At 67.8% G+C, this 24,741-nt stretch carries 24 protein-coding genes; 7 read left to right on the forward strand and 17 right to left on the reverse strand.

Going from position 1 to position 24,741, the window contains the following annotated elements:
* Window positions 1-4: 4 nt before the first annotated feature.
* Window positions 5-991, forward strand: a complete 987-nt coding sequence (pdxA, locus tag PE061_RS19455; protein WP_271256860.1) for a 4-hydroxythreonine-4-phosphate dehydrogenase PdxA — start codon at window positions 5-7, stop codon at window positions 989-991.
* Window positions 984-1,835, forward strand: a complete 852-nt coding sequence (rsmA, locus tag PE061_RS19460; RefSeq protein WP_271256861.1) for a 16S rRNA (adenine(1518)-N(6)/adenine(1519)-N(6))-dimethyltransferase RsmA — start codon at window positions 984-986, stop codon at window positions 1,833-1,835. The genes pdxA and rsmA overlap by 8 nt, the downstream gene beginning before the upstream one ends.
* On the opposite strand, the gene PE061_RS19465 is transcribed toward rsmA, so the two are convergent.
* The 9 genes from PE061_RS19465 to PE061_RS19505 all read right to left on the reverse strand — a co-directional run bounded on the left by PE061_RS19465 (window position 1,828) and on the right by PE061_RS19505 (window position 10,719).
* Window positions 1,828-2,331, reverse strand: coding sequence for a tetratricopeptide repeat protein (locus PE061_RS19465; RefSeq protein ID WP_271256862.1), 504 nt, complete (start codon window positions 2,329-2,331; stop codon window positions 1,828-1,830). The genes rsmA and PE061_RS19465 overlap by 8 nt on opposite strands.
* A 38-nt stretch (window positions 2,332-2,369) precedes the next feature.
* Window positions 2,370-3,533 carry an RsmB/NOP family class I SAM-dependent RNA methyltransferase gene (locus PE061_RS19470; RefSeq protein WP_271256863.1) on the reverse strand — a complete coding sequence of 388 codons (1,164 nt, stop codon included), beginning with the start codon at window positions 3,531-3,533 and terminating at the stop codon, window positions 2,370-2,372.
* A gap of 9 nt (window positions 3,534-3,542) precedes the next feature.
* Window positions 3,543-5,015 (reverse strand): IMP dehydrogenase, encoded by a 1,473-nt coding sequence (guaB, locus tag PE061_RS19475; RefSeq protein ID WP_271256864.1) that lies wholly within the window; start codon window positions 5,013-5,015, stop codon window positions 3,543-3,545.
* A gap of 63 nt (window positions 5,016-5,078) precedes the next feature.
* Window positions 5,079-6,626 (reverse strand): M28 family peptidase, encoded by a 1,548-nt coding sequence (locus PE061_RS19480; RefSeq protein ID WP_271256865.1) that lies wholly within the window; start codon window positions 6,624-6,626, stop codon window positions 5,079-5,081.
* Window positions 6,627-6,722: 96 nt separating this feature from the next.
* On the reverse strand, window positions 6,723-7,145 hold the full coding sequence (gene flbT, locus PE061_RS19485; RefSeq protein ID WP_271256866.1) for a flagellar biosynthesis repressor FlbT: 423 nt from the start codon (window positions 7,143-7,145) through the stop codon (window positions 6,723-6,725).
* A gap of 108 nt (window positions 7,146-7,253) precedes the next feature.
* The gene (locus PE061_RS19490; RefSeq protein WP_271256867.1) at window positions 7,254-7,874 is read right to left on the reverse strand and encodes an ATP-binding cassette domain-containing protein; all 621 of its coding nucleotides are present in this window, start codon (window positions 7,872-7,874) and stop codon (window positions 7,254-7,256) included.
* Entirely contained in the window at window positions 7,864-8,553 is a 690-nt protein-coding gene (gene modB / locus PE061_RS19495) for a molybdate ABC transporter permease subunit (protein ID WP_271256868.1), read from the reverse strand. The genes PE061_RS19490 and modB overlap by 11 nt, the downstream gene beginning before the upstream one ends.
* Entirely contained in the window at window positions 8,553-9,311 is a 759-nt protein-coding gene (modA, locus tag PE061_RS19500; protein WP_271256869.1) for a molybdate ABC transporter substrate-binding protein, read from the reverse strand. The genes modB and modA overlap by 1 nt, the downstream gene beginning before the upstream one ends.
* Window positions 9,312-9,429: 118 nt before the next feature.
* On the reverse strand, window positions 9,430-10,719 hold the full coding sequence (locus tag PE061_RS19505; RefSeq protein WP_271256870.1) for a tetratricopeptide repeat protein: 1,290 nt from the start codon (window positions 10,717-10,719) through the stop codon (window positions 9,430-9,432).
* A gap of 220 nt (window positions 10,720-10,939) precedes the next feature.
* On the opposite strand from PE061_RS19505, the gene PE061_RS19510 reads away from it, so the two are divergent.
* A complete protein-coding gene (locus tag PE061_RS19510) occupies window positions 10,940-11,590 on the forward strand; it encodes a lysoplasmalogenase family protein (RefSeq protein ID WP_271256871.1) in 651 nt (216 codons plus the stop codon).
* 22 nt (window positions 11,591-11,612) lie between these two features.
* Here PE061_RS19510 and gyrA read toward each other — a convergent pair whose 3' ends face one another.
* The 5 genes from gyrA to PE061_RS19535 all read right to left on the reverse strand — a co-directional run bounded on the left by gyrA (window position 11,613) and on the right by PE061_RS19535 (window position 17,087).
* Window positions 11,613-14,309: a DNA gyrase subunit A gene (gene gyrA / locus PE061_RS19515; RefSeq protein WP_271256872.1), complete on the reverse strand. Its 2,697-nt coding sequence runs from the start codon at window positions 14,307-14,309 to the stop codon at window positions 11,613-11,615.
* A gap of 80 nt (window positions 14,310-14,389) precedes the next feature.
* Window positions 14,390-14,797: a type II toxin-antitoxin system death-on-curing family toxin gene (locus PE061_RS19520; RefSeq protein WP_271256873.1), complete on the reverse strand. Its 408-nt coding sequence runs from the start codon at window positions 14,795-14,797 to the stop codon at window positions 14,390-14,392.
* Complete coding sequence (locus PE061_RS19525) at window positions 14,794-15,021, reverse strand: AbrB/MazE/SpoVT family DNA-binding domain-containing protein (RefSeq protein ID WP_271259254.1); 228 nt, start codon at window positions 15,019-15,021, stop codon at window positions 14,794-14,796. Before PE061_RS19525 ends, PE061_RS19520 begins: the two co-directional genes overlap by 4 nt.
* 49 nt (window positions 15,022-15,070) lie before the next feature.
* Entirely contained in the window at window positions 15,071-15,772 is a 702-nt protein-coding gene (locus PE061_RS19530; RefSeq protein ID WP_271256874.1) for a glutamine amidotransferase, read from the reverse strand.
* 37 nt (window positions 15,773-15,809) lie between these two features.
* Window positions 15,810-17,087 carry a glycosyltransferase gene (locus PE061_RS19535; RefSeq protein ID WP_271256875.1) on the reverse strand — a complete coding sequence of 426 codons (1,278 nt, stop codon included), beginning with the start codon at window positions 17,085-17,087 and terminating at the stop codon, window positions 15,810-15,812.
* Window positions 17,088-17,163: 76 nt separating this feature from the next.
* Between PE061_RS19535 and trmFO the strand changes: the two genes are divergently transcribed.
* Window positions 17,164-18,486, forward strand: coding sequence for a methylenetetrahydrofolate--tRNA-(uracil(54)-C(5))-methyltransferase (FADH(2)-oxidizing) TrmFO (trmFO, locus tag PE061_RS19540; protein WP_271256876.1), 1,323 nt, complete (start codon window positions 17,164-17,166; stop codon window positions 18,484-18,486).
* Here the strand turns inward: trmFO and PE061_RS19545 are convergent.
* Window positions 18,483-18,932, reverse strand: a complete 450-nt coding sequence (locus PE061_RS19545; protein ID WP_271256877.1) for a histidine kinase — start codon at window positions 18,930-18,932, stop codon at window positions 18,483-18,485. The genes trmFO and PE061_RS19545 overlap by 4 nt on opposite strands.
* A 72-nt stretch (window positions 18,933-19,004) precedes the next feature.
* Window positions 19,005-19,655, reverse strand: a complete 651-nt coding sequence (locus tag PE061_RS19550) for a squalene/phytoene synthase family protein (RefSeq protein WP_271256878.1) — start codon at window positions 19,653-19,655, stop codon at window positions 19,005-19,007.
* Window positions 19,656-19,748: 93 nt separating this feature from the next.
* Between PE061_RS19550 and PE061_RS19555 the strand changes: the two genes are divergently transcribed.
* From PE061_RS19555 to PE061_RS19565, 3 genes are read left to right on the forward strand one after another with little or no spacing between them, the layout of a single operon-like run.
* The gene (locus tag PE061_RS19555; RefSeq protein ID WP_271256879.1) at window positions 19,749-21,560 is read left to right on the forward strand and encodes a TadE/TadG family type IV pilus assembly protein; all 1,812 of its coding nucleotides are present in this window, start codon (window positions 19,749-19,751) and stop codon (window positions 21,558-21,560) included.
* A 7-nt stretch (window positions 21,561-21,567) separates the two neighbouring features.
* Complete coding sequence (locus PE061_RS19560; protein ID WP_271256880.1) at window positions 21,568-22,179, forward strand: TadE/TadG family type IV pilus assembly protein; 612 nt, start codon at window positions 21,568-21,570, stop codon at window positions 22,177-22,179.
* Window positions 22,176-22,838: a TadE/TadG family type IV pilus assembly protein gene (locus PE061_RS19565; RefSeq protein ID WP_271256881.1), complete on the forward strand. Its 663-nt coding sequence runs from the start codon at window positions 22,176-22,178 to the stop codon at window positions 22,836-22,838. Before PE061_RS19560 ends, PE061_RS19565 begins: the two co-directional genes overlap by 4 nt.
* Window positions 22,839-22,960: 122 nt before the next feature.
* On the opposite strand, the gene ettA is transcribed toward PE061_RS19565, so the two are convergent.
* A complete protein-coding gene (gene ettA, locus PE061_RS19570) occupies window positions 22,961-24,643 on the reverse strand; it encodes an energy-dependent translational throttle protein EttA (RefSeq protein WP_271256882.1) in 1,683 nt (560 codons plus the stop codon).
* Window positions 24,644-24,741: the final 98 nt, after the last annotated feature.

A 24,741-nucleotide genomic window follows, 5' to 3' on the forward strand; every position in this document is an offset into this window, starting at 1 on the left:
ACCGATGATCCAACCGATCGCCGTCACGCTCGGCGACCCCGCCGGTATCGGCCCGGAGATCATCGGGCGGTGCTGGGAACTGCGCGAAACGCTCGGTCTTCCGCCCTTCTTCGGGATCGGCAACCGCGACTCGCTCGCGGGCGTCTGGAAAGGTCCCGTCTGCCAGATCGAGCATCCCGACGATGTCGGCGGCTGCTGCGACGCGCTGCCGCTGATCGAGGTCGCCGACAGCGAGGTGGTGCAGCCCGGCAGGCCGACGCTGATCGGCGCGCGCTGCGCGCTCGACGCGCTCGAGATCGCGACCGGGCTCACCCGCAGCGGCGCGGCGGGCGCGCTCGTCACGGGGCCCGTCTCCAAGGCGCAGCTTCAGGCGATCGGCTTCACGCACCCGGGGCAGACGGAATTCGTCGGCGAGCGCTGCGGCGTGTTCGCGGCGAACCTCGCGATGATGCTCGTCGGCCCGACGCTGCGCACCGTGCCCGTCACCATCCACGTGGCGCTCGCCGATGTGCCGCAGCGGCTCACCACCGACCTCATCGTCAGCCGCGGGCGCGCGGCGGCGAAGGGGCTGACGCGCAATTTCGGCATCGAGAACCCGCGCCTCGCCGTTGCCGGGCTGAACCCGCACGCGGGCGAGAGCGGACTCCTCGGCCGCGAGGAGATCGACGTGATCGCCCCTGCGATCGCGGAGCTGCGCGCCGAGGGCATCGACGCGTTCGGGCCGCTTTCCGCCGATGCGATGTTCCACGAACATGCCCGCAAGAGCTATGACGCCGCGCTCTGCATGTATCACGACCAGGCGCTGGTGCCGCTGAAGACCCTGCACTTCGACGAGGGCGTGAACCTGACGCTGGGCCTGCCGATCGTGCGCACGGCGCCCGACCACGGCACGGCGTTCGATATCGCCGGAAAAGGGATCGCGAGCCACCGCGCGATGGCGGCCGCGATCAGGACGGCGCACGAATGCGCCGTGCACCGCGCGATTGACTGACGGTTTACCGCCCGGCCTCGCCGCGCTGCCACCGCTGCGCGAGGTGATCGCGCAGCACGGGCTGACGGCGAAAAAGGCGTTCGGCCAGAATTTCCTGTTCGATTCCAACCTTCTCGACAAGATCGCGCGTGTTCCGGGGCCGTTCTCCGGCGCGCGTGTCTACGAGGTCGGGCCGGGCCCCGGCGGCCTTACCCGGGCACTGCTGCGCGCGGGCGCCGAGGTCACGGCGGTGGAGATGGACATCCGCTGCCTGCCGGCGCTCGCCGAACTCGGCGAGGCAGCGGATGGGCGGCTCACGGTCATCGAAGGCGACGCGATGCGGATCGACGAGCCCGCGCTGCTCGGCGCGCCCGCGCACATCGTCGCGAACCTGCCCTACAACGTCGGCACCGCGCTTCTCGTCCGCTGGCTCACCACCGACCCGTGGCCGCCGTGGTGGCGGAGCCTCAGCCTGATGTTCCAGAAGGAGGTCGCCGAGCGCATCGTCGCGGCGCCGGGCACGGATGCCTACGGGCGCCTCTCCGTCCTCGCGCAGTGGCGCTCGCGGCCGCGCATCGCGCTGTCGCTGCCGCCTCGCGCGTTCATCCCACCGCCCAAGGTGGATTCGGCGGTGGTCCACATCGTGCCCGCCGAAGCGCCGGAAGGTGTGCCTGTCTCGGCCATCGAGCGAGTGACGGCGGCGGCGTTCGGCCAGCGCCGCAAGATGCTGCGCGCCAGCCTCAAGGCGCTGCCGGGCGGCCTCGAAGCGCTCGCGGCGAGCGGCATCGACGGTGCGCGGCGCGCGGAAACGCTCTCGGTCGACGAGTTCGTGGCGCTCGCCCGCTGCTGGGCCGCGCCTAGTTGATCTTGGGCGTCGGGGCCTTTTCGGCGGCCGCCGTCACGGTCGCGGGCGGACCCTTCTCGATCGCGGCCGCGAGCGTCACCGCGCTCTGGCACTCGCCCTGACAGAGCTTGCGGATGCGCTCCAGATTGTCCTTCGCCAGCGCGACGGCGCCGCGCGCCATGTACGCCTCGCCCTGCTCCGAGAGCGCGGTCAGGTCGTTGGGATCGATGGCCAGCGCCTCGCGGTAGAACTTCACGGCACGGCCCGGCAGGCCGAGCATGTCGTAGGAGCGCGCGATGCCGATGTAGGCGCGCGTGTTCTTGGGATCGACGGCGAGCGCGGTTTCGAACTGGTCGATCGCGGCCTGCGCCTTGCGGTCATTGAGGAGCGCTTCGCCGCTACGCGTCAACTGCATCGAAAGCGGCGCGATGCGGGGCTCCGCCGTCTTGCAATAGGCGACGCTCGACGCCGTGGCGATGGCGACAGCGATTCCGGCGAGCATGATCCTAGACTGCATGAACTTTTCCCTCAACGTCACTCCCCCTGCGGCCCGCTCTAGCATGACTTTTCATAACCTGCGATGAAGAAACCGTCGGTTCCGTCGCGATCCGGGCGCAGAAGACGCGCCCCTCCGGCGTCCGGTATCAGGTCCGGATGGCGCTCCTTCAAGGCCTCCGCCTGAAGCCGCCCTTCCTCGGGGAGCAGCGAGCAGACGGCGTAGACCAGCCTGCCGCCGGGCTTCAGCAGACGCACGCCGAGATCGGCGAGACGGGCCTGCAACGCCGCGAGCCGGAGAAGCCGCTGGGGCGTGAGCCGCCAGCGCGCCTCCGGATTGCGCCGCCACGTCCCCGTGCCGCTGCACGGCGCGTCGACGAGCACCACGTCTGCCGCGCCGATCAGATCGCCGAGCGCGTCTTCCTCGCGGCCCGCATCGAGAAGGCGCGTCTCGATGTTCGCCGCACCCGCCCGCTCCGCGCGCGGGCCGAGACGCGAAAGCCGCGACCGGTCGGCATCGCAGGCGACGAGGCGGCCGCGGTTCGCCATGTCCGCCGCCAGCGCCAGCGTCTTGCCGCCCGCGCCCGCGCAGAGGTCGATGACGGTCATACCCGACCGCGCGCGGCAGGCGGCGACGATGAGCTGGCTGCCCTCATCCTGCACCTCGATCAGGCCGTCCTTGTAGACGGGCAGGTCCTCGACATTGAGGCCGTCGACGCGGAGACCGTCCGGCGCATGGAGAGTCGGGACGGCGCCGGGGACGAGCGGCAGCACAGCCTCGCGCGTCGTCTTCAGCCGGTTCGCCCTGAGATCGAGCGGAGCGCGCTGGGCTAGTGCGCCGAGCAGGCTGTCGGCGTCGGCGTACTCGGCTGCGAATTTCACGGCGAGCCATGCGGGCGCCACTCCCGGCACTGCGGCCGGTTCGTCCTCGGCGATCGCGGCCGGGCCGCGCGAGTCGGTGCCGAACAGCGCCAGCACGTCAGACGCTTCGCCGCGGGCGTAGCCGAGCATCGCCGCCCGCCCGCTTTCGGGGCGTTCGCCGAGCGCGCGGATCACGCGGTAAACGAGTTCACGGATGGCCCGGCGATCCCCCGACCCGGCGTAGCGCCGCGTCTTGAAGTAACGCTGGATGATGGTGTCCGCCGCCGCACCGCCGCCGACAGCAGCGTCGATGATCTCGTCGAGCAGCGCGATCGCCGCCTCGACGCGCGCGGCGGGCGTCACCGCTTTGCCTTAGCGCGTCGGATAATTGGGCGCCTCGCGCGTGATCGTCACGTCGTGGACGTGGCTTTCGCGGAGGCCCGCGTTGGTGATGCGGACGAAACGCGCGCGCTGCTGGAGATCGGCGATCGTGCGGGCGCCCGTGTAGCCCATCGCCGCCTTGAGGCCGCCCGCGAGCTGGTGAATGATGTCCTTCGCCGGGCCCTTGTAGGGCACCTGCCCCTCGATGCCCTCGGGCACCAGCTTCATCTGGTCCTTGATGTCCTGCTGGAAGTAGCGGTCCGCCGAGCCGCGCGCCATCGCCGCGACCGAACCCATGCCGCGATACGCCTTGTAGCTGCGGCCCTGATAGAGGAACGTCTCGCCCGGCGCCTCCTCGGTGCCCGCGAGCAGCGAGCCGACCATGACGGCGGACGCGCCGCCCGCGATCGCCTTGGCGATGTCGCCGGAGGTGCGCAGGCCGCCGTCCGCGATCACCGGGACGCCGGACTTCACGGCCTCCTCGGCGGCATCCTGAATCGCCGTGAACTGCGGCACGCCGACGCCCGCGACGACGCGCGTGGTGCAGATCGAGCCCGGCCCGATGCCGACCTTGATGCCATCCGCGCCCGCGTCAATCAGCGCGCGCGTCGCCTCCGCCGTCGCGACGTTGCCCGCGATGATCTGGACGGTGTTCGAAAGCTTGCGGATGCGGCTCACCGCCTCGGCGACGCGCACCGAATGGCCGTGCGCCGTGTCGACGACGATGAGGTCGCACTCGGCCTCGATCAGCGCCTCGGTGCGCTCGAAACCGGCATCACCCGTCGTCGTCGCCGCCGCGACGCGCAGACGGCCCGCCGCGTCCTTGGTCGCCGCCGGGAAGGTCACGGCCTTCTCGATGTCCTTCACCGTGATGAGGCCGATGCAGCGGTAGGCGTCGTCGACGACGAGCAGCTTCTCGATGCGGCGCTGGTGCAGCAGCTTGCGCGCTTCCTCGTGCGTCACGCCGGGGTGGACGGTGGCGAGATTGTCCTTCGTCATCAGCTCGCTGATCGGCTGCTCGGGGTGCTCGGCGAAGCGCACGTCGCGGTTCGTCACGATACCGATGAGTTTGCCGGGCTGGCCGCTCGGGCTGCGCTCGACGACGGGGATGCCGCTGATGCGGTGACGCTTCATCAGGTCGAGCGCCTCGCCGAGCGTCTGGTCGGCGTGCATCGTCACCGGGTTCACCACCATGCCCGATTCGAAGCGCTTCACCTGCCGCACGGCCTGCGCCTGCTCCTCGATGGTAAGGTTGCGGTGCAAGACGCCGAGGCCGCCGACCTGCGCCATGACGATCGCCATGTCGGCCTCGGTCACCGTGTCCATCGCCGAGGAAAGTATCGGAACATTCAGGGAAATCTCGCGCGTGACGCGCGTCGAGAGATCGGTCTCGCTCGGCAGCACTTCGGACTCGCCGGGCACCAGCAGGACATCATCGAAAGTGAGTCCGAGCCGGATGTCCATGCCGTTTTCCTTGTTGCCGATTTTCGAGGTGGCGGGGCTTATGCCACCGGTTTTCCGGAATTGCTACGGTCGCCGCTGATATGGCGACAATTTCGTCCATGCGGGCCATTCGCGGCTGTTCGCAAGGCCCTGACCGACCGCGAGCAGCAGGTTCATGTCGGCCGCCGCGCCGCGATAGTCGATTGCGAGCGACACCTCGTCGGAGGGCTGGTGATAGTGACTGCCCATGTAGTCGCCGAAGCCGCTGCCCGCGAAGATGCCGGTCGCGATGACGGCAGGCACGCCGACCTCGGCGAAGGCGAAATGGTCCGAGCGCGCGTAGAAGCCCTGCGCGTCGGGCATCGCCACGATGCGGCGGCCCTGCGCCTTGGCGGCCGCGGCCAGCCGCGCGTCGAGGCTGGTGAGCCCCTGCCCGAGCACGACGACATCGTCGGAGGGGCCGTTCGCGGCGATGGTGTCCAGCCCGAACGCGGCGACCATCCGGTCCGCATCGACGGGGCCTGAGGCGGCGAAGTGCTTGCCGCCGAGCAGCCCGCTCTCCTCGGCGGTCGTGGCAAGGAACAGCACGGATCGGTCCGGGCGCTTGCCCTTCGCGAACGCCTCCGCGAGTTCGATGAGGCCGCCGACGCCGCTCGCGTTGTCGACCGCGCCGTTGCAGATCGTGTCCGCGCCGGTCCCGCAGTGGCCGAGGTGATCCCAGTGGGCGATGTAGACGATGTATTCGTCCGGATGCTTTCGGCCGGGAAGCGCACCGGCGAGATTGTAGGAAACGAAGCGCTCCAGCCGGTTCTCGGCGGAGAGCGCACCGGGGCCGAGCAGTCTCGGCCTGAAACCCGCCGCCGCGGCTTCGGCCTTCAGCGCCGGAAGATCCGCGCCAAGGCCGCGCGCGAGCGCGGTTCCGGCCTCGCGGCCGACGACCGCGTAGAGCACCTCGGCCTGCCCGGCCGCCTGCCCTTCGATCTGCAACACCGTTCGGGCCGCATGGGCGTGCGCGCCGCGCCAGACATCGTCTTCCGGCGGCAGGTCGTAGACGATGACGACCCCGGCAGCCCCGGCACGCGCCGCATTCGCCAGCTTCGCCGCGCGCGCGGCCTGCCGGCGCAGGGCTTCGGACGGCTCCGCCGTTCCGTCCGGAAGACCGGCAAAGACCAACGCGATCCTGCCGGTAAGGTCGATGCCGGCAAAGTCGTCACGTCCCTGTTCGGGGAGCGAAATGCCGTAGCCCGCGAACACGATGTCGCCCATGACGGCACGTCTCGCCTCGGCCACGGGCGCGCGGATCGCCACCGTCTCGCCGCCCTCAAGGGTCACGGACCCCACCGAGATGCGCCCGCCCGCGGCCTCCGACTTCAGCAGCGGCACGGGCAAGCGGTAGCCGTCTCCCGAAACCGGCTGCAACCCGATGCGGCCATAGGCGGCTTCGATATAGGCGAGCGTCTTCGCCTCGCCCGCCGTGCCCGGCTCGCGGCCCTCATAGGCGTCGGAGGCCAGTTCGGTGACATGCGCGGCAATGCCTTCCGGCGTGACGGCGGGACCGGCGCGCGCTCCGGTCGCACATGCCGCAAGCGACAGAAGGGCCAGAAGCGGAACGGAAAATCGGGATTTCGACATGCAGCGTGACGCTAAAGGCCGCGGCCCGGCCTGCCAAGCCTCCGCCGCCGGTCCTTTCCATAACGGCACGACAGGCGTCGACGGACGCCGCGCGCGTTACGCCCGGCTTTGCAGCCGCTGCCCGTCGTCGGCGCCGCCGAGGATCAGCGTTTCATACTCGATGAGCTCGCGGCAGCCGGAAAGCGCCCGGTAGTATTCGCGGTTCATCATCGCGAGGCTGATCTGCGCGCAGATGAGACGCACGCGGGGGTTTTCCACCACCTCCATGAACGCGTCCATGTGCTCGCTGAAGCGCGGATAGTGGCTGTCCGCCGCGTCGGCATCGAGATACGACAGCATACAGACGAAATAGAGGCGGGTCGCCGGCGTCCGCGCCTCGTCCTCGCGGATCACGTCGCTGTCGCGAAGCACCGCGGCCTGGTTTTCGACCATCAGCACGGCGCGACGGTCGCCGTTGACGACGACGGCGCCGTTGATGGCGAATTTCTCGCCCGGATCGAGCGACAGTTTGAACGGCACGGCCGGTTCCCCCTCAAGGTTCAGCCGCAATGTACTTTCATATCGACAATAACTTCTTAACGCCGCGCACGTTCTCGCACGGGGTCTTCCCGTGAACATTCGAGGGCGTCAGCCGATCTCGATGATCTGCGTCGCCAGCCGCTCCACCTCGCGCTCGTCGTGCGTCACGTAAAGGATGGGCAGCTTCAGCGTGTCGCGGATGCGCTCGACGACGCGGAGCACCTCCTCGCGCCGCGCGCGGTCGAGGAACGACAGCGGCTCGTCCATGAGCAGCGCACGCGGCCCCGCGAGCAGCGCGCGGCCGATGGCGACGCGGCGCGCCTCCCCGCCCGAAAGCGCCTTCGGCCATCGCTCCAGCAGGTGCGCGATATCGAGCATCCGGACCGCGTCGTCGAACGCCATCCAGCGGTCCTCCGGCCTTGCGAGGCGGTGGCCGTAGAGCAGGTTTTCGCGAACCCTGAGGTGCGGGAAAAGCCGCGAATCCTGAAACACATAGCCGAGCCGTCGGCGCTCCGGCGGCAAGTCGACGGCCGCGGCGGCATCGAACAGCGTCTCCGCGCCGATGCGGACATGGCCGCGTTCGGGCGTGAGCAGGCCGGCCACCATATTGAGCACGGAGGTCTTGCCCGCGCCCGACGGCCCGAACAGCACGACGAGACCGCTTCCCGAGAACCGGGCGGAAACGCGTATCTCGCCGACGCGGCGCTCGATGTCGACGTCAAAGGACATGACGCCCCCGCGCGGCGCGGCGCGCCAGGATCTCGGACGCCACCAGCGCCGCGAGCGACAGCACGATGGCGATGACGGCAAGGCGCAGCACCTGCACCTCCCCGCCCGGAAGCTGGAGCGCGCTGTAGATGGCGAGCGGCACCGTCTGCGTTTCGCCGGGCACGTTCGACACGAACGTGATCGTCGCGCCAAACTCGCCGATCGAGCGCGCGAAGCCGAGCACGCAGGCGACAAGCACGCCGGGGGCGGAAAGCGGCAGCGTGACCGAGAGGAACACGCGCGTCCGGCCCGCGCCGAGCGTGCGGGCGGCACTTTCGAGGCCGCGATCGACGGCCTCGATGGAGAGCCGCAGCGCCCGCACCATCAGCGGCAGCGCCATCACCGCCGCCGCGATGGCAGCGCCGGTCCAGCGGAACATGACGGTGACGCCGAACCAGTCCTCCAGCCATGCGCCGATCGGCCCGTTCCGTCCGAAGGCAAGCAGCAGCAGCCAGCCGGTAACGACGGGCGGCAGAACGAGCGGCAGATGCACGAGACCGTCGAGCAGCACCTTGCCCGGAAAGGTCGCCCGGGCGAGCAGCCACGCGAGCGCGAACGCGAACGGCAGCGTCGCCGCAACCGCCGTGACGCCGACCTTGAGCGTCAGCAGCAGGACCTCGATCTCACCGGGAGAGAGCATTACGGGGCGGAAAAGCCGTGCCGGGCGAAGATGCCCCGTGCCTCGCGCGAGGTGAGAAACGCGAGGAACGCGGGCGCGTCCTTCGCCTTCGCCGTCTTCAGCAGCGCGGCGGGATAGCGGATCGGCGGATGGCTCGATGCCGGGAACACGCCGACCACGCGGACCTTGCGCGACGCGGCCGCATCCGTGGCATAGACGATCCCGAACGGCGCCTCGCCGCGCTCGACGAGCGCAAGCGCGGCGCGCACGTTCTCCGACCGCACGACGCGCGGCTCGACAGCCGCCCAGACGCCGAGCGCTTCGAGCGCGGCGCGGCCGTAGCGTCCGGCGGGGACACCGGCGGGATCGGCCATCGCCAGCCGCCCGGAGCCGAGCGCGCGCGCGAGCGGAAAGCCCTTCGCGATCCTGAGCCGCACGGTCGAATCGACGGGGGCGACCAGCACCAGCCTGTTGCCCGCGATGACCTTGCGGCTGCCGGGCGCAAGCAGGCTGCGCCGGTCGAGGTGGTCCATCCAGTCCTCGTCGGCGGAAATGAAGAGGTCCGCTGGCGCGCCCGCCTCGATCTGCCGCGCCAGCGCCGACGATCCGGCGAACGAGAGGACGGGGCGCGGATGCCGCTGCTTCGCCCATGCGTCCGCCGCCGCGCCGAGCGCCTCCTGAAGCGATGCCGCCGCGAGCACGACCGGCGCGCGGTCCTCGGCGCGCGCCGAAACGGCACCGAACAGGACGAGAACGGCAAGGAGGACGAGGCGGGCCATGTCGGTCTTTCTGCTGTATTTCAGCTTATATAGCCTTGACCACAACCGTAAACAAAGCAGCCGCAAGCAAAAAGGGCGGCGCCGAGGCACCGCCCTTTCGAACCCACCAGCGGCCGGATCAGTTTCCGGTCGTGGTCGAAGCCGTCTGCGTGCCGCCCGCGCTGTTGAGGTGCGCGAGCCAGAGCTTCGCGATGTCGCCGCGCTTGCCGCCCTGCACCGCGTTGAAGGCAGTTTCCGCACCGGCCTTGTCGCCGCTGCGGGCAAGAGCGATGCCGATGCGGGTGTTGACCTCCGCGGCGTCGATACCGCCCTTTTCGAGCGCGAGCCTGTACATCTCGACCGCCTTGGCGTTCTCGCCGTAGCCGAGGTAGCCGTCGCCCGTGGCCTTGGCCATGCGGCCGGTCTTGTCGGCGTGCGATTCCTTCTCGAGCCGCGGCAGCGAAGCCCGGTCGCCCTTCACCTTCGGCGTGACGATGCCGACGAGTTCCTTCACATACGGCTTGCCCGCGGAGAGCGCCCCCTTCTTCGTGCCCGCGTCGATGACGATCTGGGCCTCGCCCGCGAGACCGCGCTTGTCGGCGGTTTCGGCATATTCGAAGTAATCGCGTTCGCCGGTCAGCGAGTTGGTGTCGTACATCAGGCGCATGACGTCGAGGTTGGCCTGATCGTCGAGGCCCGCCGTCTCGCGGAAAATCACCAGCACGTCGCGCCAGTTCGTGGTCGACGGATACGCCTGCACGAGCGCGAGCGACGCCGGAAGCACCTGACCGGCAAGCTTGCCGTCATAGGCGAGCGCGAGCGCGCGCTTGTACCACGCTTCCTCGACCGGCTGGCCCGTCGCCTGCTTGGCCTTGATCGCCTTGTCGATGGTGGCGACGGCCTCCGACGTGCGGCCGGCACGGTTGTACATCTCGCCGAGGCCGACGACGATGTCGGCATCGCCCGGATGCTCGGCGGCCATCTGCTCGTAAACCTGGAGGGCGCCCTGCACGTCGTTCCGCTGCACCGCGAGCGCGGCAAGGCTGCGCTGGAACTTCAGCTTCTCCTCGGGCGGCGAGCTGCCGCTGTCGATCGAGCCCTTGAGGCCTTCCTCGAGCAGCGTGTTGTCCTGCTTTGCGAGCGCGACGTTGATCTTCAGCGCGTTCGCCATGTACTTGTCGTCGGGCGTTTCCGCCGCCGCCTCGGCCTCGCGGATCTTGGCGAGCGCCGTGTCGTTGTCGCCCTTCTGCTGGGCGGCCTGCGCCTCGCCGAGAGCCTTCTGGGCCTTCTTGGAAAACTTGAACTTGCGCTGTTCGGACGCCGCTTCCTTCTTGTCCTTGTCCTTGGCGACCGCAGGCGCAACCATGGCGCCGCTCGCAATGCCGAGCGCCAGCGCAAAGCCGAGCGCCGTGCGTGAAACCATCTTCATCCGTCCAATCTCCCCAGTCGTCCAAATTTCCCGTAAGTGGCCGGGAAAAGCGGAATATGCCGCCGCAGCATGTCGCGCCCGTGACGGTCCGCGTCAAGCCTTCATGCGACACGTGGATGGCACGGGCATGGTGAACCGCGCTTGAACCTCGTTCAGGCGTGCCCGCGCTCGATAATCTGCTAAATCCATAGCACGACTCGGTCCCGGGGGTGATCCTGCCATGGCTCAACGCATCGCGCTTCCCGCAAGCCTCGCCGCAATCGCCGCGGCGGCATACTTCCTTGCCATGAACGCGGGGCTGTCGTTCGCAGTGCACGTCGCCCTGAAAGGCGCCTGCGTCACGATCCTCGCCGTCGCCGCCGCGATTGCGGCGCGCGGCACCGACGGGTGGCTGTTCGCAGGCGTGATGGCGCTCGGCGCGCTCGGCGACATCCTGCTCGAATTCGACCTGATGACCGGCGCATCGGCGTTCGCCGCCGGACATGTCGCCGCGATCTGGCTCTACCTCCGCAACCGGCGCGACGGGCCGATGCCGCGCAGCCAGTATGCCGCCGCGGGCGTGCTGCTGCTCTCGGCGCCCTTCCTCTACCTGATCGCGGGCCCCGCCGCCGACGCCGGGATCGCGCTTTACGCCGCCCTGCTCTGCGCGATGGCCGCCGCCGCGTGGACAAGCCGATTCCCGCGCTACCGCACCGGGATCGGCGCGATCCTGTTCCTCGTCTCGGACGCTTTCATCTTCGCGCGCCTCGGCGGACGCATGGACCCGGACCAGGCCGCGCGCTTCATCTGGCCGCTCTACGCGGCGGGCCAGATCCTGATCTTCGCGGGCGTGCGGCAGCGGCTGGCAGCGGAGGGACGCACGGCCGCCTAGCGCCGGCCTTCATCGTCGGAACTCATTCGGCCGCCGGTGCAGCCTCGGCCTCGTCTTCCGCGCCTTCGTCCTCGCCGTCGCTCTCGATCTTCGCGGCGGAGACGACGTGCTCGCCCTCGGCGACGTTGAACAGGCGCACGCCGGCGCTGTTGCGGCCGATGACGCGGAGCGTGTCGAGGCCGAGGCGGATCATCTTCGCCTGATCGGTGACGAGCATGAGCTGCTCGCCGTCGTGCGCCGGGAAGCTCGCCACGACGGGGCCGTTGCGGGCGATGTTGTCGATGTTCCCGATGCCCTGCCCGCCGCGGTTGGTGCGGCGGTACTCGTAGGCGGAGGTGCGCTTGCCGTAGCCGTTCGCGCAGACGGTGAGGATGAACTCCTCGGCCGCCGTGAACGCGGCCATGCGCTCGGGGGACAGCGTCGGTTCGTTCTCGTTGTCCTTCCACGGCGCGGCGCGGAGATACGCCTCGCGTTCCTCCGAAGATGCCGCGAAGCCGCGCAGGATGGAGAGCGAGATCACCTCGTCGCCGCCTTTCAGCGTCATGCCGCGCACGCCCGTGGAGGTGCGGCTCTGGAACTCGCGCACCGCCGTCGATTCGAAGCGGATCGCCTTGCCCTGCCGCGTGGCGAGCAGCACGTCGTCGTCCTCGGTGAGCAGCGCGACGCCGATCAGGCGGTCGTCCGAGTCCTCGTCGAAGCGCATGGCGATCTTGCCGTTCGAGGGCACGTTGGTGAACGCGTCCATCGAGTTGCGCCGCACGGTGCCCTTCGCGGTCGCGAACATCACGTGCAGCTTGCCCCACTCCGCCTCGTCCTCGGGGAGCGGCAGCACGGTGGAGATGACCTCGCCGTCGGCGAGCGGCAGCAGGTTCGCCATCGCCCGGCCGCGCGCCTGCGGCGCGCCTTCGGGGAGCTTCCACACCTTCATGCGGTAGACCTTGCCGGCGGTCGAGAAGAACAGCACCGGCGTGTGCGTCGAGGTCACGAACAGGTTCGTGATCGCGTCCTCGTCCTTCGTGTTCATGCCGGAGCGGCCCTTGCCGCCGCGCCGCTGCGCGCGGAAGCTGTCGAGCGGCGTGCGCTTGATGTAGCCGCCCATCGTCACCGTGACGACCATCTCCTCGCGCTCGATGAGGTCCTCGTCGTCGATGTCATCGAGATAGGGCACGATCTCGGTGCGCCGGGGCGTCGCGTAGCTTTCCGAGACGGCGACCAGCTCGCCGCGCATCACCGCATAGAGCTTCGCGCGGTCCCCGAGGATGGCGAGCAGTTCGGCGATCGAGACGGCAAGCTCCTTGAGTTCGGCGGCGATCTCGTCGCGGCCGAGCTGGGTCAGGCGGTGGAGGCGGAGGTCGAGGATGGCGCGGACCTGCGTCTCACTCATCCGGTAGGTGTCGCCGTAGACGGCGCCCTCCACGGCCTCGACGAGTTCCAGATAGGGCCGGATCTCGCCGATCGCCCATTCGCGCGCCATCAGGGTTTCGCGTGCTTCGGCGGGGTTGGAGCTGGCGCGGATGATGCGCACCACCTCGTCGAGGTTCGACACCGCGACGACGAGGCCGAGCAGGATGTGGGCGCGGTCGCGCGCCTTGTTCAGCTCGAACTTCGAACGCCGGGTGATGACCTCCTCGCGGAAGGTGATGAACGCCGCGATGATGTCGCGGAGGTTCAGCAGCTCCGGCCGTCCGCCGCGGATCGCCAGCATGTTGAAGGCGAAGCTCGTCTGCGCGGGGGTGAAGCGGTAGACCTGATTGAGCACCACCTCGGGCGTCGCGTCGCGCTTCAGCTCGATGACGACGCGCACGCCTTCGCGGTTGGATTCGTCGCGGATGTCGGACACGCCCTCGATGCGCTTGTCCTTCACCGCCTCGGCGATCTTCTCGACGAGGCCCGCCTTGCCGACCTGGAACGGAATCTCGGTGAGGATGATCGAACGCCGGTCGCCGCGCCGTTCCTCGATCTTGCTGCGCGACCGCATGATGACGGAGCCACGTCCGGTGGTGTAGGCGCTGAGCAGGCCGCCCTTGCCCATCACCAGCGCGCCGGTGGGGAAATCGGGCGCGGGTACGTATTCCATCAGTTCCTCGGCGGTGAGCGCCGGGTTGTCGATGAAGGCGATCGCCGCCGCCACGACCTCGCCGAGGTTGTGCGGCGGGATGTTGGTCGCCATGCCGACCGCGATGCCGCCCGCGCCGTTCACGAGCAGGTTCGGGAAGCGCGCCGGCAGCACGGACGGCTCGCTCTCGGACCCGTCGTAGTTCGGCACGAAATCGACCGTGTCCTTGTCGAGATCGGTCAGCAGCTCTTCGGAGACCTTCGCGAGGCGCGATTCGGTGTAGCGCATCGCCGCGGCGGCATCCGGGTCCATCGAGCCGAAGTTGCCCTGCCCGTCGATGAGCGGCACGCGCATCGACCAGTCCTGCGCCATGCGGACCAAGGCGTCGTAGATCGCGCTGTCGCCGTGCGGGTGATATTTACCCATCACGTCGCCGACGATGCGGGCCGACTTGCGATAGGGCTTGTTGTAGGTGAAGCCGTTCTCGTAGGCGGTGTAGAGGATGCGGCGGTGGACGGGCTTCAGACCGTCGCGTACATCGGGCAGCGCACGCGCCACGATCACGCTCATCGCGTAATCGAGATAGCTCGTCTTCATCTCGTCGACGATGGAGATGGGGCGGATATCGGACGGCTCGGCGCCGCTGGTCTCTGGGGCGTCCACTCGGTTTCCTGTACGCTCTCGGGGATTGGTTTTTGGTATGCCATATGACCTTTACACGCGCGCGCGCGTGAAGGCCAGCGTTACGATCGGGTGACGGCGAGCCGCGAACGGAACCATTCCGCGACCTGTGCCTCGGCAAGCGCGCCGGACGCCAGATCCAGCATCATGCCGATCGCATCCTCGGCACCGAACCGCAATTCATGGCCGTTGAGCGCGAGGAACAGGCGCGCGAGCACCCACGCCGTCCGCTTGTTGCCGTCTACGAACGGATGGTTGCGGGCAACCCCGAAAGCGTAGGCGGCGGCAAGCGTGGCCGGATCGTCATCGCCGTAGACCCAGCGGTTGACCGGGCGCGCGAGCGCGGAATCGAGGAGTCCCGCGTCTCGCACACCGCTGCCACCGCCATGTTCGGCAAGCTGACGATCATGGATAGCGACGGCATCCACCTTGTCGAGCCACACCGGCTCGACCCGCTGACCGTTCGTCATTGCGCCAGAACGCGCAGAATATCGCGATCCTCGCGCATGATCTTCTCGGCGAGCTTCATCTTCGCCTCGAAATCGGGATTGAACGCCGTGAGGCGCACGCCATCGGGTGACTCCGTCGCATAGAGCGTATCGCCAAGCTCGACCCGCAGCCGGGCAAGCAGTTCCTTCGGCAGGATGACCCCCGTCGAATTGCCGATCTTCACGAGCTTGAGCATTGCGTTCATACGCACGTTATAACGTCAGTTTCGCGGCGGCGCAACTCTCCACGCCTCGCTATCCGTTCAGCCCTTCCAGCCATTCCTCGATCATGCGCCGTCCTGCCGCCACCGCGACCGGACCGAGTTCGTCATGCTCGCGGCGCATCGCTTCGATGTCCTTGCCTGCCTCGAGCACCGATTCCGGCCATTCGTCGATCCACGCATCGAAGCGCGGGTCTTCGCCCATTTCCGCGTGGAATTGCAGCGCGAGCAGGTTCGGCCCGCGCCGGAACGCCTGATGCGCGTAGGCGTCGCTGGAGGCGAGCAGATCGACGCCGCGCGGCAGGTCGAAGGTATCGCCGTGCCAGTGCAGCACCGACACGTCATGCACGTGCCGCAGCGGAGACGACGCCCCGGCGTCGCTGATCGTCACCGGCTTGAAGCCGACCTCCTTCACGGGCCCGGCGTAGACGCGGGCGCCGAGCGCGGCAGCCATCATCTGCGCGCCGAAGCAGACGCCGAGCGTCGGCCCGTCCGCCTCCAGCCGCCAGGCGAGGCGCCGAAGCTGGCAGGAAATCCACGGGTACTGCTCCGCCTCGTAAACGCCCATCGGCCCGCCCATCATGATGACGAGGTCGGGCGCCGAAAGGTCCACGGAGGAAAAGGCCGCATCGGTCACGTCGATGCGATCGACGACGTAGCCCGCATCCTTGATGGGCTTGCGGAAGCCGGCGACGCCTTCGTAGGGCACGTGACGAATGATGAGCGCGGATTTCATCCGGCTGCTCATAGGAACGCCGCGCAGCCCGGAAAAGCTAGACTTTCTTGGGCCCCGACAAGCTCCGGTCGAGCAAGACCTCCACCTTTTCGAACTGCGCCGCGCGCGTCAGCCCGTCCGCCGCGCCCGCGGGAAGGTCGGGAAGCCGCCCGTTCGCGCGCTCGGCCAGCTTTTCCGAAAGCCAGTCCGCGATCGTCGCCGGATCGTTGCTGACGAGGCCGAGCCCGGACCGCCGGATGATGTCCGCCGCCTCGCCTTCCTGCTGGCCGTGGCAGAGGATCGGACGGCGCGCACCGACATATTCGTAGAGCTTGCCCGCAACGACGTGCTTCTCGCCTTCGGTCGAGAAGCGCAGCAGCAGCAGCACGTCCGCCGCGCGCTCGATGCGCAGCACCTCGCCGCGCCCGATGGACGGATGCGCCTCGACGAGATGCGCAACGCCCGCGCGCTCGGCCATTGCCATCGGCACGTCGCTGTCCTCGCCCCAGAAATGGACGACGAGCTTTGCCGGATCGGGCTTCAGCAGGGCGAGCGCCGCCAGCAGCGGCGCGGGCGAGCGGCCGCCATTGTAGGTGGAGCCCGCGTGCACGATGGTGAGCCGTTCGGCATCGAAGGCCGGCACGTCCTCCAGCCCGGCGAAATCGGCCGGATCATAGCCGTTCGCCGCGCAGACCACCGGCTTGCCGTAGCGCCGGGCGAGAATCGCTGCGCTGCCTTCCGTCATCGCGACCAGCGCCGCCGCCTTCGACAGCGCGCGCCGCTCCATCCAGCGGTTGACGCGGTTCGCAATGACACTCTCGTTCCCGTAGATGTTGTCCGCCCAGAGGTCGCGAAGCTCGGCGACGAACGGCACGCCCCATGCCCGCGACAGCTTCGCCGCCGCCATGTGGCTGGAATGCGGCGGGCCGGTCGAGAAGATCGCATCCGGCTTCCAGTCCCACGCCAGCGCGGCCTCTACAGCCGGGTCGATCCACGTGATATGCGGGTCCGGCAGGTAGGAAAGCTGCCAGATCAGCCGCCTGAGCCGGCCCGGCCGCACCTGCGGCTCCGCGCTTGCCGCCTTTGCCGCGGGCTTCGGCTGGTCCGCCTCCGTCATCGGCGCCGTCCGCCCGCGCCGCACATAGGGCACGGCGGCGATGCGCTCCGCCGGGATTTCAGGGTCCACAACCGCCGGGAACTGGAGGTTGAGGCCGCAAAGGACACGGACGTCATGGCCGCGATCCAGCAGGAAGCGCGCGAACTTCGGCGCGCGCACGGTCGCCGTGGGGGCGTTCGGCGGGTACAGCCCCGTGACGATCAGGATGCGGCGCGACATGCCCGCCGCTCATCGCAAAGAGCGGGCCGGCACGCAACACTGGACGTAGCGGGACCTTCCCCATATCTCCGCGCGCATGAAGACACCCGTTCACGTCATCGGCGGCGGCCTTGCCGGTTCGGAGGCCGCATGGCAGCTCGCGCGGGCGGGCGTTCCCGTCGTTCTCCACGAGATGCGGCCCATCGAGGGCACCGACGCGCACCAGACGGACGGACTCGCCGAACTCGTCTGCTCGAACAGCTTCCGTTCCGATGACCCGAATGCCAGCGCCGTCGGCGTGCTGCATGAGGAGATGCGGCGGCTCGGCTCGCTGATCCTCGGCTGCGGCGATGCCGCGCGCGTGCCCGCCGGTTCCGCGCTCGCCGTGGACCGGGACGACTTCTCGGCGCGCGTCACCGCCGCCATCGAGGCCGAACCGCTGATCGAGGTGCGCCGGGAGCGCGTCGACGGTCTGCCGGGGGCGGATCGGGGCCAGACGATCATCGCCACCGGGCCGCTCACCGCCGCGCCGCTCGCCGAGGCGATCCGCGCCCGCACCGGCGAGGACGCCCTCGCCTTCTTCGACGCGATCGCGCCCATCGTCCACCGCGACAGCATCGACATGGAGACGGCGTGGTTCCAGTCCCGCTACGACAAGGGCGACGGCAAGGACTACATCAACTGCCCGATGGACGAGGCGCAGTACGGCGCGTTCATCGACGCGCTGCTCGCGGGCGAGAAGACCGTGTTCAAGGACTGGGAAGCGAGCACCCCCTATTTCGAAGGCTGTATGCCGATCGAGGTGATGGCAGAGCGCGGGGCCCAAACGCTGCGCTTCGGGCCGATGAAGCCGGTCGGCCTCACCAACCCGCGCACGGGGAAGAAAGCCTATGCCGTCGTCCAGCTCAGGCAGGACAACGCCTCGGGCACGCTCTGGAACATGGTGGGCTTCCAGACGAAGCTCCGCCATGCCGAGCAGGTCCGCATCTTCCGCACGATTCCGGGCCTCGAGAATGCCGAGTTCGCGCGGCTGGGCGGGCTGCACCGCAACACGTTCATCAAGTCGCCGGTCCTGCTCGACGGCACGCTGCGCCTGAAATCGGAGCCGCATATCCGCTTCGCGGGCCAGATCACGGGCTGCGAAGGCTATATCGAAAGCGCCGCCGTGGGCCTGATGGCGGGGCGCTTCGCCGCGGCGGACGCGCTCGGGCAAGCGCCCGACCTGCCGCCGCGCACCACGGCGCTCGGCGCGCTCCTCGCGCACATCACCGGCGAGGCGGTGGCGGAGACCTACCAGCCGATGAACGTCAACTTCGGCCTGTTCCCGCCGTTCGACGCACGCGTCCCCAAGAAAGCGCGCAAGGCAGCTTACGCAGAGCGGGCGCTTGCCGATCTCGACCGGTGGATCGCCGGGACCTAGTCAGGGCAGGTGCAATCCGCCTTCGGTTTGGCGGGCGCCTGCACCGTGCGGGTCTTTTCGAACTCCACGGCGGTGAGTTCGCCGGACCTGTCGGCATCTGCCTCGTCGAAGCGCGCGTTCTGCTTCACCGCGTATTCGGCGAAGCTGAGCACTCCGTCGCGGTTGGTGTCGAACCGGTCGAAGGATTGCCGGCGCGAACGCAGATATTCGTCACGGCTGATGCTGGCATTGCGGTCGCGGTCGTAGCGCCGGAAGCGCTTTTCCTCGCGCGTCGCTTCGCTGGCCTGCGGCGGCTCCGGGATTTCCGCGGCCGCTGCCGCGGGCGGCGGCGGTTCGGGAAGCGGCCCGGACGCGGGCTCATCATCGCCGCCCACAACCAAGACCGCCGCCGCCACCAGCAACGTCACGGCGATCCCGCCGACCGCCCAGCGCCAAACCATCGTCATCCCATGCCCCCAAGATGCGACTCGAAGGCCGCAGCCTAGCGGGTTCGTTTCGTCCCTGTCACGCCCGCGCTGTCAGACGCGGCCCGTTAGCACGTGCCGCAGGATGGCGAGTTGCCGCCCCGCCACGCCGCGCGGCTCCCGTCGTCCCGCGGCATCGCGCCGCGCCACGGCGGCAAGCGCGGTGACGGGCCGGGCGTTCGGGGCGAACCACAGCCGGTGGAGCGGCGAAACGGCGACCTCCGCGCCCCGGCGTCGCGCGCTCGCCTGCGCCCAGAAGCGCCCGGCATCGGCAAGCGCCGCGCTGTCGTCCGCCCCGAGCAGCGCTGCGGCGCACCTGAAAAGCGCGGCCCCGCTCTCGCCGATGTCGGCCCCGTCGAGCACGTCCATGTGCGCCTCCGCAAGCGCCGCGAGCGGGGCCGTATCGAGGCCCACGGCCGCGACGGCGGCAAGGACGGGCTGGCCCGCGACCGGCCTTTCGCTCGCGGCCTCCACGCTGTCGCGCCACCACGCGAGCCGGATCATGCCGATCTGCGGCTCGGTGGTCGTGCGTACCACGTCGGCGAGCGCGAGATCGAAGGCGTGAAGCGCGAACAGCCGCGGCCTTGCGGAGGCCGGCGCGAACAGCGTCGCGACGTAACGGTCCCGGTCTTCCGCCCGCACGATCGCTTCCGTTTCGGAAATCGTTTCGGCAACGCTTGGAATTCCGCCGCTCTCATCCACCATTAACCAGTCACCTCAACGGCTTCTTAGGCATTCCCCGCTAAGCATCCTCGATCATGCGCGCTTTGCAGGTGGCGCACTTCGGGGGTGAAATCTATGACGCTGGGCAGCAATACGCCGGGCAATCGCATGAAAGACATGCAGTCGTCGACCTTTCTTTCGCGCCTGAGACGCGACCAGAAAGGCAACGCGCTCGCCATCGTGGCCGCATCCATCATCCCGCTCGTCGGCGCGATCGGCGGCGGCGTCGACCTCACCCGCGCCTACATGGCGGAAGCGCGCCTCGCGCAAGCCTGCGACGCGGCCGCGCTCGCCGGGCGGAAGTTGCTGACGAACAAGGATGCCGACGACGACGGAAACATCAAATCCTCATCGGTCGCCGCGCAGGAAATCCAGAAGTTCCTGAACTATAATTTCCCTTCGGGAAAATTCGGTACGGGTACGATCACCCGTACCGCGACCATCAATGATGAGGGCGAGCTGAACATCACGCTGGCGACAACGATGCCGACGCAGCTGCTGCGCATTGTCGGTATTCAATCATTGGGCCTCAACGCCGACTGTTCGGCCCGGCGTTCCGGTGTCAATGTCGATGTCGTCCTTGTGCTCGACGTCACGGGCTCGATGTCCACGTCCCTCGGCAGCACCACGCGTATCGGCGCCCTGAAATCGGCTACGCTCAGCTTCCTCGACACGCTCGACGACTTGCGCACCCAGCTCGCATCCTCCGGAATGCGCGTGCGCGTCGGCATCGTGCCCTATTCGCAAACCGTCAATGTCGGCCTCGATCTTTACGCTGAAGATGCGAGCTACATAAAGACGACAGGTGCAAACTATTATTCGAACCAGTATCTCGTCACGAAGCCGAGCACGAACTGGCGTCAAAGATCGAGTGACGGAATAACGGGCAACGTGAGCCTCGATCTCTCCGGCTTCGTATCGCGCGGACACAGCAGCGGATTTGTGAACGCCTATAACTGGAAGGGTTGCGTCGAAATGCGCGAGACGGTGCGCACGATCAACTCGACCACTTCCCTCGATTCGATCCCGTCCGGCGCGTGGGATATCCGCGATGTCGCACCGGGCGTAGACGGTGCACCCGCCTGGCAACCCTACATCCTTCTGCCGGATGAAGACTATCAGACATCTTCGAGCGTCTATGCCGGCCGCTATGGCCCGCCTACGTCGGGTTCGGCCACATCCGACAACACGTTCAAGAAGCTCGATGCCGTCTCGCAGAACAAGACGCGGGTTCCCTACCGCATTACAGACAATTCGTCGAGCGTGTCGCCCACGCGCGGACAGGCCACCAACATCACGAGTATCGACACCATCGGTCCCAACCATCGTTGCACGGACCGGGTGAAACTCCTTGCCGAGGCCACCAAGGACGATCTGAAGGCTTACGTGAACGGGCTGAACGTCGTCGGGAACACATATCATGACGTCGGCATGTACTGGGGACTGGCACTGATCAGCCCTCAGGCTCCGTTCGAGAACCCCAACACCTATCTGGCATCAGGATTCAGCGGCGAGGAACGCGGCGTCAATCGCTATATCGTCTTCATGACAGACGGCAAGATGGAGCCGAATGCGAGCTACTCCGCCTGGGGCCAGGAAGGGAATCCATCAAGCGCCAACAATCATACAGTGACGAGCAACACGGAAACGAACCGTGTCAATGCGCACCGTCGACGCTTCCGTATGCTTTGCGAAGAAGCGAAGCGCACCGGCATCGAGGTCTCGACTGTCGCTTTCTCGAACAGCGTGGGCAGCACCGATGAGGATGCGCTTAAATTGTGCGCGACCTCAGAGGATCACTATTACAAGACCGAGACAGCCAGCGGCCTTGAGGAGGCGTTCCAGAAGATCGCCCAGAACATCGGCTACCTGCGCGTATCGAAGTAGGCCTGCCATGCGATTTCCACGCCTGAACCCGCTTCGCACGCTTCGCCGCGACGAACGCGGCAGCTACATCATCGAATTCGCGCTGCTCAGCCTGCCGATGATGACGCTGCTGATGGGCGGCATCGAACTCGGCTATCTCGCCTATGCGAAATCGAACGTCGAGGGCGCGCTGAGGGAGGTTTCGCGTCTCGCGTCGACCGGCTCGACGACGGCGGAGGACCTGGACGACCTGCTGAACAGCAGGATCGGCCAGATCAAGGGCGCCTCGGTGGAGATCGAGCGCAAGAGCTATTCCGCGTTCGGCGCCGTGGGCCAGCCGGAGCCGATGGTATCCGACGTCGAACCTTTCGGCGGCGAACCGGGGCCCGGCGATTGCTATCTCGACATCAACGGCAACAAGCAGTGGGACGCGGACAGGGGCGCCGAGGGCCTCGGCGGATCGGAGGACATCCTCTATTACGGCGTCACCGTGACCTACCCGATGATCTTCAAGCTCACCTCCACGGTTATCAACGGAGGCCACGACAGCATGACCATCGAGGCCAACGCGGTCATCAAGAACGAGCCGTTCAGCAATCTCGAGAAGCCCGCTCCCCAGAAGGAATGTATTCCGGCATGAGCATCGTTCGAGCCCTTGCTTCCTTGCGCGCAAGCCGGATCCGCCGCGACGAGAACGGCGTCGCCTTCATGGAGTTCGCCTTCGCGCTGCCTTTCCTGATGGTGACGCTGCTCGGCGGGCTTGAACTCGTGCACCTTGCGCTCACGCACCAGCAGCTCTCGCGGATCGCGACGTCCACGGCCGACCTTGCCGCGCGCTATCGCGCCAGCATCGACGAGACCGACGTCAACACGCTGTTCATGGGCTCGATGATGTCCGCGTCGTTCGACGATTTCAACATCAACGGCCGGATCGTCCTCAGCTCCGTGACGCGCAACGCCGCCGACAACGGCCACTGGGTCCGCTGGCAGCGGTGCGAGGGCAATCTTGCCCGATCGAGCGCGATCGGGGTGCAGGACGCCGGTAAGACCGGAACGTCGATCGCCAATGTCAACGGCATGGTGATCACCAGCCCAAACAACGTGCTCGTCGCCGAAGTGACCTATCGCTACACGCCGTGGTTCTTCCCGGTGAGCAACAGCATCCTGCGCAGCATCGCGCCGGTGTTCGTGGAGCGTGACATCACCTACACCTCGGCGTTCATCGCGCGCGAACTGACGCTCAACAACATCACCAACACCACCAGCCTCGCCGCAGCCGACCGCAAGCTCTGCAACTGACCGCCGCTGCTGCGGGCAGGTGGCGGACGCGGAACGGCTCCACTTCCTCCGTCATACCGGCGAAGGCCGGTATGACGGAGAGTGGTCGGGACAAGCTTCCTGCCCCCCCAATCCGTGCACGCCTACCGCGTGAGCTTCCTGTAGCTCATGCGGTGCGGGCGGTCGGCTTCGTCGCCGAGGCGGCGGCGCTTGTCTTCCTCGTAGGCTTCGAAGTTGCCTTCGAACCATTCGACGTGGCTGTCGCCCTCGAACGCGAGGATGTGCGTGGCGAGGCGGTCGAGGAAGAAGCGGTCGTGGCTGATGACCACGGCGCAGCCCGCGAAGTTCTCCAGCGCCTCTTCCAGCGCGCGCAGCGTCTCGACGTCGAGGTCGTTGGTCGGCTCGTCGAGCAGCAGCACGTTGCCGCCCTTTTGCAGCATCTTCGCCATGTGGACGCGGTTGCGCTCGCCGCCCGAAAGCTGGCCGACCTTCTTCTGCTGGTCGACGCCCTTGAAGTTGAAGGCGCCCACATAGGCCCGCGTCGAGATGTCGTGCTTGCCGAAATAGAAGCGCTCGTTGCCACCCGAGACCTCTTCCCAGACGTTCTTGTTCGCATCGAGATGATCGCGGCTCTGGTCGACGTAGCCGAGCTTCACCGTGTCGCCGATCTCGATCGAACCGCCGTCCGGCGTTTCCTGCCCGGTGATGAGCTTGAACAGCGTGGACTTGCCCGCGCCGTTCGGCCCGATCACGCCGACGATGCCGCCCGGTGGCAGCGTGAAGTTCAGGTTCTCGAACAGCAGCTTGTCGCCGTAGGCCTTGGTGAGGCCCTTGGCCTCGATGACCTTGCCGCCGAGCCGCTCGGGCACCTGGATGAGGATCTGCGCCGCGCCCGGACGGCGGTCGTTCTGCTTCTCGACCAGCTCGTCAAACGCCTTGATGCGCGCCTTGGACTTGGACTGGCGGGCCTTCGGCGACTGCCGGATCCATTCCAGCTCTTCCTTGATCGCCTTCTGGCGGCCCTCTTCCTCGCGGTCCTCCTGCTCCATGCGCTTGGCTTTCGCCTCAAGCCACTTCGAGTAGTTGCCCTCGAACGGGATGCCGCGGCCACGGTCCAGCTCCAGCACCCAGCCCACCACGTTGTCGAGGAAGTAGCGGTCGTGGGTGACGAGGATGACGTTGCCCGCGTAGTCGATCAGGTGCTTTTCCAGCCACTGCACGCTCTCGGCATCGAGGTGGTTGGTCGGCTCGTCGAGCAGCAGGATGTCGGGCTTTTCGAGGAGCAGGCGGCAGAGCGCCACGCGGCGCTTCTCGCCGCCCGAGAGGTTCTCGACGCTCGCATCGCCCGGCGGGCAGCGCAGCGCATCCATCGCGATCTCGAGCTGGTTGTCGAGCGTCCAGCCGTCCACCGCGTCGATCTTCTCCTGAAGCTCGCCCATCTCGGCCATCAGCGCGTCGAAGTCGGCGTCCTCGGGGGGATCGGCCATGATGGTGGAAATCTCGTTGAAACGGTCCATCATGTCGGCGACCGGGCGGACGCCGTCCATGACGTTTTCCTTCACCGTCTTCTTCGGGTCGAGTTGCGGCTCCTGCGCCAGATAGCCGACGCGCACGCCCTCGGCCGCCCATGCCTCGCCCTGGAAGTCCTTGTCGTACCCCGCCATGATCTTCATGAGCGTCGACTTGCCCGCGCCGTTGACGCCGATGATGGCGATCTTGGTGCCGGGCAGGAACTGCAGGTGGATGTTGTTCAGAACCGGCTTCGGCGCGCCGGGGAAGGTCTTGGTGAGACCCTTCATCACAAAACTGTACTGGTAGGACGCCATACCGCCGCCGCCTTCTCGCTTGATCTTTCGGATTTGCCGCGCATCTAGCGCAGCCGCCCTCCGATGTCGAGGATGATGCCGGGCAGACGGACCGCGAT

It is taken from the genome of Sphingosinicella microcystinivorans, from assembly GCF_027941835.1.
Lineage (GTDB): Bacteria > Pseudomonadota > Alphaproteobacteria > Sphingomonadales > Sphingomonadaceae > Sphingosinicella.

Bases quoted from the DNA above. Each gene is read 5' to 3' on its own strand.
- ettA (WP_271256882.1), bottom strand. From the start codon at position 24,643: ATGGCGTCCTACCAGTACAGTTTTGTGATGAAGGGTCTCACCAAGACC.
- PE061_RS19555 (WP_271256879.1), top strand. From the start codon at position 19,749: ATGACGCTGGGCAGCAATACGCCGGGCAATCGCATGAAAGACATGCAG.
- PE061_RS19465 (WP_271256862.1), bottom strand. From the start codon at position 2,331: ATGCAGTCTAGGATCATGCTCGCCGGAATCGCTGTCGCCATCGCCACG.
- PE061_RS19545 (WP_271256877.1), bottom strand. From the start codon at position 18,932: ATGACGATGGTTTGGCGCTGGGCGGTCGGCGGGATCGCCGTGACGTTG.
- PE061_RS19520 (WP_271256873.1), bottom strand. From the start codon at position 14,797: ATGACGAACGGTCAGCGGGTCGAGCCGGTGTGGCTCGACAAGGTGGAT.
- PE061_RS19550 (WP_271256878.1), bottom strand. From the start codon at position 19,655: ATGGTGGATGAGAGCGGCGGAATTCCAAGCGTTGCCGAAACGATTTCC.
- PE061_RS19480 (WP_271256865.1), bottom strand. From the start codon at position 6,626: ATGTCGAAATCCCGATTTTCCGTTCCGCTTCTGGCCCTTCTGTCGCTT.
- PE061_RS19510 (WP_271256871.1), top strand. From the start codon at position 10,940: ATGGCTCAACGCATCGCGCTTCCCGCAAGCCTCGCCGCAATCGCCGCG.
- guaB (WP_271256864.1), bottom strand. From the start codon at position 5,015: ATGGACATCCGGCTCGGACTCACTTTCGATGATGTCCTGCTGGTGCCC.
- PE061_RS19490 (WP_271256867.1), bottom strand. From the start codon at position 7,874: ATGTCCTTTGACGTCGACATCGAGCGCCGCGTCGGCGAGATACGCGTT.
- pdxA (WP_271256860.1), top strand. From the start codon at position 5: ATGATCCAACCGATCGCCGTCACGCTCGGCGACCCCGCCGGTATCGGC.
- PE061_RS19505 (WP_271256870.1), bottom strand. From the start codon at position 10,719: ATGAAGATGGTTTCACGCACGGCGCTCGGCTTTGCGCTGGCGCTCGGC.
- modB (WP_271256868.1), bottom strand. From the start codon at position 8,553: ATGCTCTCTCCCGGTGAGATCGAGGTCCTGCTGCTGACGCTCAAGGTC.
- PE061_RS19560 (WP_271256880.1), top strand. From the start codon at position 21,568: ATGCGATTTCCACGCCTGAACCCGCTTCGCACGCTTCGCCGCGACGAA.
- PE061_RS19530 (WP_271256874.1), bottom strand. From the start codon at position 15,772: ATGAAATCCGCGCTCATCATTCGTCACGTGCCCTACGAAGGCGTCGCC.
- PE061_RS19525 (WP_271259254.1), bottom strand. From the start codon at position 15,021: ATGAACGCAATGCTCAAGCTCGTGAAGATCGGCAATTCGACGGGGGTC.
- modA (WP_271256869.1), bottom strand. From the start codon at position 9,311: ATGGCCCGCCTCGTCCTCCTTGCCGTTCTCGTCCTGTTCGGTGCCGTT.
- trmFO (WP_271256876.1), top strand. From the start codon at position 17,164: ATGAAGACACCCGTTCACGTCATCGGCGGCGGCCTTGCCGGTTCGGAG.
- PE061_RS19535 (WP_271256875.1), bottom strand. From the start codon at position 17,087: ATGTCGCGCCGCATCCTGATCGTCACGGGGCTGTACCCGCCGAACGCC.
- PE061_RS19565 (WP_271256881.1), top strand. From the start codon at position 22,176: ATGAGCATCGTTCGAGCCCTTGCTTCCTTGCGCGCAAGCCGGATCCGC.